The organism is Streptomyces sp. P5F9, from assembly GCF_057961495.1.
Genome location: NZ_JBXVPZ010000489.1, coordinates 1 through 6,942 on the forward strand (window position 1 = coordinate 1; position 6,942 = coordinate 6,942).

General features: G+C 71.9%; 6 protein-coding genes. 3 read left to right on the plus strand and 3 right to left on the minus strand.

Annotated elements, in window-relative coordinates:
• A partial coding sequence (locus tag AC31A1_RS43345; RefSeq protein WP_489658573.1) for a CHAT domain-containing protein occupies window positions 1-1,189 on the plus strand: 1,189 nt, incomplete at its 5' end.
• Window positions 1,190-1,193: 4 nt separating this feature from the next.
• On the opposite strand, the gene AC31A1_RS43350 is transcribed toward AC31A1_RS43345, so the two are convergent.
• Window positions 1,194-2,423: a PP2C family protein-serine/threonine phosphatase gene (locus AC31A1_RS43350; RefSeq protein ID WP_489658574.1), complete on the minus strand. Its 1,230-nt coding sequence runs from the start codon at window positions 2,421-2,423 to the stop codon at window positions 1,194-1,196.
• A gap of 122 nt (window positions 2,424-2,545) precedes the next feature.
• Between AC31A1_RS43350 and AC31A1_RS43355 the strand changes: the two genes are divergently transcribed.
• Together AC31A1_RS43355 and AC31A1_RS43360 are read left to right on the plus strand one after the other, a co-directional pair.
• Window positions 2,546-3,097: an AAA family ATPase gene (locus AC31A1_RS43355; protein WP_489658575.1), complete on the plus strand. Its 552-nt coding sequence runs from the start codon at window positions 2,546-2,548 to the stop codon at window positions 3,095-3,097.
• Window positions 3,094-3,957, plus strand: a complete 864-nt coding sequence (locus AC31A1_RS43360) for a fructosamine kinase family protein (protein ID WP_489658576.1) — start codon at window positions 3,094-3,096, stop codon at window positions 3,955-3,957. The genes AC31A1_RS43355 and AC31A1_RS43360 overlap by 4 nt, the downstream gene beginning before the upstream one ends.
• 71 nt (window positions 3,958-4,028) lie before the next feature.
• Here AC31A1_RS43360 and AC31A1_RS43365 read toward each other — a convergent pair whose 3' ends face one another.
• Window positions 4,029-5,456, minus strand: a complete 1,428-nt coding sequence (locus AC31A1_RS43365) for an alkaline phosphatase family protein (protein WP_489658577.1) — start codon at window positions 5,454-5,456, stop codon at window positions 4,029-4,031.
• 253 nt (window positions 5,457-5,709) lie between these two features.
• Entirely contained in the window at window positions 5,710-6,939 is a 1,230-nt protein-coding gene (locus AC31A1_RS43370; RefSeq protein ID WP_489658578.1) for a PP2C family protein-serine/threonine phosphatase, read from the minus strand.
• Window positions 6,940-6,942: the final 3 nt, after the last annotated feature.

The window sequence follows — 6,942 nt, forward strand, 5'->3', positions numbered from 1 at the left end:
GGCCAGGGGGTTCGGGACCGGTCAGGGGCCCCGCGCCGAAGTCGACCAGGCGGTAAGGGAGTTGACCGACGCCCTGCCGGGAGCGGGCGACGGGGCCGAGGGCATGCGACGGGCGTTCGACGAGGGCGCGCTGGCCGAGCAGGGACGCGAGCGCCGACTCGCGCGAACGCTGGCCGAGGCCCTGTGGCCGGAGCAACTGACCGCGCAGATACGCCAGGTGGCCGATCGGGCGGGCCGTCCCCTCGTACGAATCCAGCCCTCGCCCCGGGTCGCCCAGGTCCCCTGGGAACTGCTCGCCGTCGACGACGGGACGGACGTACGGCTCATCGACCTGGCGGACGTCGTGACCACCGCACCGGCGTCGTTGCGGCCACGCAGACCAGCGCCATCAACAGCGCAGAACACTGGCACCGGCCCGGTCGTTCTCGTCCTGGACCCCCGTGTCCCCGGTTTCCGCGCCGACTCCCCGCTCGGCTCGGTCCTGGGGCCGCCCGGCTCCGACCCGGAGTTGTTGTCCCTGGTCCGGACCCGTCTCGACGCGGGCGCCGTCGTACCGTCCGTCGCGACCCCCGCGGAGGTCTTCCGCCGCACGGACCTGGACCGGGACTGGCTGAGCGGTGTGCTCCGCAAGGGCGCCCGCAGGTTGATGTACGTCGGGCATGTGAGCGGCGCGCCGGTCGAGGGCGGGCAGAGCGAGGACGGCACCCTGCACCTGTGCTGCGACGCGGGCGCCTCCGGCCTGGCCGAGCCGGTCCGCACCCACCGGCCGCTCTCCGCCAAGGACCTCCTGCTGGGCTCGCTCCCCCTGCGCGCGGACGGCGAACCGGGCGCGCGGATCTGGCCCGCGCCGCCTCGTGTCGCCCTCATCGGCTGCGAGAGCGGGGGCGATCTGCGGTTCGCCGAGTCGTTCGGCCTGGCGACGGCGATGCTGCACAACGGCGCCGAACTCGTCACCGCCACCCGCTGGGTCCTGCCGACCAGTTTCGCGTTCCACCGGCTGGCCCAACTGCCCGATTCCGTACGGCCGTTGTCGGAGGCGATCGTCGCCGTAGACACGGCTCACGAGGACGAGGACCCCGTGCGGAGCCTGGGCGGCTGGCAGCGCGAGCAGCTCGACCGCTGGCGCGCGGACGGCCGTATCGAGCACGCGCCCTTGTTGTGGGCGGCCATGACCTGCATCGTGGTGTGACGGGTCAGAGCCGCACGATGATCAGGGCCGTGTCGTCGGTGGCGCCCCCGTGCGGGAGCAGTTCGAGGAGGACGGCGTCCGCGAGGGCCTCGGGGTCGGCGTTCCGGTGGTGGACCAGGGAGTCGGCGAGGCGGGCCAGGCCCTTGTCGATGTCCTCGCGGCGGCGTTCGATCAGGCCGTCGGTGTAGAGGGCCAGGGTGGAGCCGCGGGAGAACGTGGTGCCGGCCTGCGGTCGGGGCATCGGGTCGGGACGGGCGTCAAGCGGCGGGTCGGTGGCCCGGTCCAGGAACTCGACGCGGCCGTCGGGGTGGACCAGGGCGGGTGGTGGGTGTCCGGCGCTGCTGTAGGTGATGGTGTGCCGGTCGAAGTCGACGAAGGTCGTGACCACCGTGGCGGACTCGGCGCCGTCGACCACGTTGGCGTAGCGGCCCAGGACGTCGAGGGCCTCGGCCGGACCGTCCGCGACCCGGGAGGTGGCGCTCAGGGCGCTGCGCAGCTGGCCCATGACGCCGGCGGCGGCCAGGCCGTGGCCGACGATGTCGCCGACGGAGACGCCGATACGGTTGCCGCCGACCAGGTCGACGACGTCGTACCAGTCGCCGCAGACGTTCAGGGAGCCGACGGCGGGACGGTAGCGCACGGCGATCTGGTGGCCCGCGCCCTGGCGGCGGGTGGGCAGCATCGCCTCCTGCAGGGCCAGGGCGACCTCGCGTTCGCGGGCGTGGGCGCTGCGCAGGCGTTCGTTGACCTCCTGCAGTTCGCGGGCGCGGGTGTACAGCTCGGCCTCCAGGACGCGGGGGCGGCTGCCGCCGGAGTCGCCGCGGGCCCGGATCAGTTCGGTGACCTCCTCGACCCGGTGGACGAGGAGGACGACCTTGCCGTCCGGGTCGAGCACGGGGGCGTTGACCGGGCTCCAGTAGCGTTGGTCCCACTGGCCGGGGCACTGCGCCGACTCGACGTCGTAGCGCTGGACGGCCATGGTGTCGCGTTCGCCGGTGGACAGGACGCGGCGGAGCGAGGTCTCCAGGTTGCGCCTGCCGGTGGCGGCCGGGTCGTTCGGGTTGTCGGGGAAGACGTCGAAGAGGAAACGGCCGACGACCTGTTCGCGGGTGCGGCCGGACATGCGCAGGAATTCCTCGTTGGCGTCCGCGCACACCAGGTCGGGGGTCAGCAGGGCCACCATGCCGGGCAGCCCCTGGAACACCGCCTCATAGTCGATCTTCGCGTCCGTCATGGCCCTGCCACCAATCGCCGCTATCACACCATTTTCCCACGATATGAGCAGACCGGGTGTGCCTCAGGGGCACTTTGCGTTCACCCGGTCACTCAGTGCCACACGCCGGGTAGGGTGCCCCGGTGACAACGTCCTCCTCCCCCACCCGGCTGATCGTGCTGCGCGGCAACAGCGCCTCCGGCAAGAGCTCGGTGGCCACCGGTCTGCGTGAGCGGTACGGCCGCGGTATCGCCCTGGTCCGCCAGGACGTCCTCCGGCGCGAGGTGCTGCGCGAGCGCGACATCCCCGGCGGCGCGAACATCGGCCTGATCGACCTGACCGTCCGGCACGCCCTGGCGCACGGCTTCCACACCGTGCTGGAAGGCATCCTCCACCTCGCCCACTACGGCGAGATGCTGACCGGCCTGCTCGTCGGCCACCCGGGCCGCACGCACTGCTACTACCTCGACGTGCCGTTCGAGGAGACCCTCGCCCGGCACGCCACGAAGCCCAACGCCGACGACATCACCGAGCACCAACTCCGGGAGTGGTACCGGCCGTTGGACCTGCTGCCCGGTGGCGTCGAGACGGTGATCCCGGCGGCGAGCCCGCTGGACGCGACGGTCGACAGGGTGCTGCGCGAGTCCGGCCTGTCGGTCGGGGACCCGTTGACCGGTCGTACGCCGGCCCCGTGACCGAGAGCGAGAATCCGGGTACGGCTGCGGCCCGGCTCACCGGGTGCGCGGTGAGCGGTGCGCGTCCACTGTCCGGGGCCGTCACCGAAGTCGCTCTCGACGGTGGGCAGTTGGTGATCGTCAAGGGCGATGCGGCGCCCGGCGCGGTACGGGCCGAGGCGGCGGGGTTGCGCTGGCTGGCGGAGGCCAGGGCGGTCCGTGTCCCGGCGGTGCGTGCGTCGGACGAGCGCTGGCTGGTCACCGATCTCGTCCGCACCGGCCCGCCGAGTGCGCGAGCCGCCGTCCGGTTCGGCCGTGACCTGGCCGCTCTGCACGCCTCCGGCGCACCCGCGTTCGGCGCGCCACCGCCCGGCGGTCTCACCGACGCGTACATCGGGCTCGCCCCGATGCGCAACGCACCCGCCGCCGACTGGCCCAACTGGTATGCCGAGCAACGGGTGTTGCCCTACGTGCGGCGCGCGGTCGACGCGGGTTCCCTGCGGCCCGCCGAGGCGTCGGTGGTCGAGCGCGTCTGCGAGCGGTTGCCCCAGCTCGCCGGTCCCGCCGAGCCGCCCGCACGCCTCCACGGCGACCTGTGGAACGGGAACGTGCTCTGGGGCGCCGACGGACACGTCTGGCTGATCGATCCGGCCGCGCACGGCGGACACCGGGAGACCGACCTGGCGATGCTGCACCTCTTCGGCTGCCCGTATCTGTCCGAAGTGCTCGACGGCTACGGGGAGTTGACGCCGCTCGCCCCCGACTGGGCCGACCGCATCGGGCTGCATCAGCTGTTTCCGCTGCTGGTGCATGTGGTGCTGTTCGGCCGCGGCTACGCCGAGCAGGCGCTGTCGGTGGCGCGGGCGGCCCTGGCCCGATGACACCGGCCGGGGTGGATGACACGGGCCGGGGCGGATGACACCGGTCAGGGCCGCTCGCCGTGGGAGGCTGGTCAGACGTGCGGGCGGCGGCCCCGCTCCTGGTGCGGGAACTTCTGGTCCGCGCCCGGCAGCGTGGGCTTCGGCAGTGTCGCCACTTCCTCCTTCGCCTTCTCCAGCTGCTCCGCCGTGTCGTCGGGCAGCCGGGGCGAGCGCGGACGGGCGTCGCGGAAGCGGAACGCGGAGGTGAAGTCGCCGAAGGTGGCACGCCGCCAGTCGGTGACGTTCGGCTCCTCGACGCCGGTGAACCGCTCCAGGAACTGCAGCGCCGAGGTGTGGTCGAAGGCCTCCGAGGCGACCCAACCACCCACGGTCCAGGGCGAGATGATGATGGCGGGCACCCGGAAACCGCCACCGATCGGCAGGCCCTGGACGAACTCGTCCTTCGTGCCCGCGGGCGGTGTCGGCGGGACGACGTGGTCGAACAGGCCGTCGTTCTCGTCGTAGTTGAGGATGAACGCGGTCTTGCGCCACACCTTCGGGTTCGACGCGATCGCCTCGATCTTCGACGCGACGTAGTCGGCGCCGGCGGCCGGGAGGTAGTCCGGGTGCTCGGACTGGTAGCTCGTGGGGCAGATCCACGACACCGTCGGCAGCCGGTCGTTGCGCGCGTCGTCCTCGAACGTGCCGTGCGGCTGCGGGCGTACGCCCCGCTCGTACAGGTCGGAGCCGGGCTGGGCGTTCTTGAAGGACGCGAACTGCTCCAGCATGTTGGTGCCGTAGTCGTCTTCCTCCTGGTACACCTTCCAGCTGACGCCGGCGTTCTGGAGGCGCTCGGCGTACGTCGTCCAACGGTAGGGCGTCGGCGCGACGTTGCTGGTGATCGGGCCGCCCTGGGCGCCACCGGGGTCGATCGAACCGGTCATCCACATCAGCCGGTTGGGCCAGGTGGGCCCGAACACCGAGCAGAAGTAGTTGTCGCAGATGGTGAAGGTCTCGGCGAGCGCGAACTGGAACGGGATGTCCTCGCGCGTGTAATAGCCCATCACATAGGGGCCGTTGACGCCGTCGGCGGCGCGGTGGGCCGGCAGCCACTGGTCCATCTTGCCGTTGTTCCAGGCCTGGTGCTGGACCGACCAGGCGTGACTGGTGGACGGAATGGCCTGCGCGCTGGAGGTGTGGGTGTCGAGGTGGAACGGGAGGAGGTAGCCCTTCGGGTTCACCGCGTCCGGCTGGTAGAAGACGCTGCGCCCGGTGTCGAGTTTGCGTGCGTGCGGATCGGCGAATCCGCGAACGCCGGACAGGGTGCCGAAGTAGTGGTCGAACGACCGGTTCTCCTGCATCAGCAAGACGACGTGTTCGATGTCGCGCAGCGAGCCGTTCTTCGGCGGTTCGGCGGCGACGGCTTTCTGGACGCTCGGCGGGAGGAGGGAGAGTGCCGCGGCGCCGCCCACCGCGCCCGCGGCGGAACCCAGGAGTCTGCGACGTGTCAACTCGGCCATGATTGCCCCTTCTTGAAGAGCTTCGAGGGATCTCGTGGACCAGACCTCGGATCACTCTCCGCCCCATTCGGTATGGGGTGTCAGGGGCGTGCGATGAATTTGCGGCCAACGTGCGGAAAGGGGTTGGCCAAGCCGTGACCGGCAACATCGGGGCGTTGCTTGGGTGTTGCCAAACCTTGGGGGACGACTGGCCGGGGCATGATCCGGCCCGGCCGGGGGCATCAACTGCCGTACTTGTTTCCCGTTTGCGAAGCTATCCGGGAACCGAGCCTCTGGGGCGCAGCCGGGCGGCGATCGCGGCCACATCGTCCTCCGCCTCCTGGACGTGGAGGCGCAGCACGATGTCGTCGAGAAGGCGGGAGACGCCCTGGCCGGGGTGGAGCCGGAGGCGGGCCAGGCGGGCCAGGGAGACGTCGATGTCCTCGCCCCGGCGCTCGACCAACCCGTCGGTGAACATGACGAGGGTGTCCTCGGGGGTGACGGTGAGCGTGGACATCTCGTAGTCGGCGAGGCCCGTGCCGAGGGGTGGGCCGACGGGGACGGGGATCAGTTCGCCGGCGCCGTCGCGGTGGAAGACGGCGGGCGGGAGATGGCCCGCGCTGGAGAAGGCGGCCGTGCCCCGGTCCGGGTCGAGGAGGGCGAGCAGGCAGGTCGCGGGGCGGCGGTTGTGCTCCTCGGACATGGCGGTGTCCATCTGGCGCAGGATGCGGTGGGGCGGCAGGTCGGTGGAGGCGACGTAGCGGAGCATCGAGCGGTACGCGTTCATGTCGACCGCCGCGTCCAGGCCGTGGCCCATCACGTCGCCGATGACGAGGAGGGTGCGGCCGTAGTGCAGCCGTACGGCCTCGAACCAGTCGCCGCCGACGAGGGTGCCGCTGCCGGCGGGCAGGTAGCGGGTGGCCATCTCGACGTTGGGGTGGGGGCGGCTCGGCTCGGTGAGAAGGACCTGTTGCAGGTTCAGGGCGGTGGTGCGCAGGCGGTGGTGTTCGACGGCGTGGTGCAGATGGGCCGCGGTGAGCCGGGCCGCGTAGTGCACGGCGGCGGCCTCGTCGTCGCCGAAGGTCCGGTCGGCGCGGATCGCGAGGAGGGCGCCGTAGGCCTTGCCCCAGGCGGTCAACGGCACGGAGAGAGCCGCGAGTACACCGTGGTCGTTCGTGGTGAAGGACGTGGTGATCGGGTGGCCGGCGTCCAGGGCGCGGACCATGACGTCCTCGCGCGGCGCGGTCCGCAGGCTGTCCAGCAGTTCCTTGCGACCCTCGGCCGCCATCGGGTGCAGCATGGCGTGCGGTGCCGGGCGCGCCTCGTCCTGCGCGAACAGGTCCACGGCGGCGGCGTCGCAGAGCCCGTCGACGAGGAACCTCGCGCACTCCGCGGCCGTCCTCCGCTCGTCGAGCGTCGACCCGATCGCGGACACGGCCCGCTCCGCGAGCGCGAACCGATCCGTCGCCCCCGCCTCTGCCCCGCCAACCCCGTCGCCGTCCAAGAC

Bases quoted from the DNA above. Each gene is read 5' to 3' on its own strand.
- AC31A1_RS43365 (WP_489658577.1), bottom strand. From the start codon at position 5,456: ATGGCCGAGTTGACACGTCGCAGACTCCTGGGTTCCGCCGCGGGCGCG.
- AC31A1_RS43350 (WP_489658574.1), bottom strand. From the start codon at position 2,423: ATGACGGACGCGAAGATCGACTATGAGGCGGTGTTCCAGGGGCTGCCC.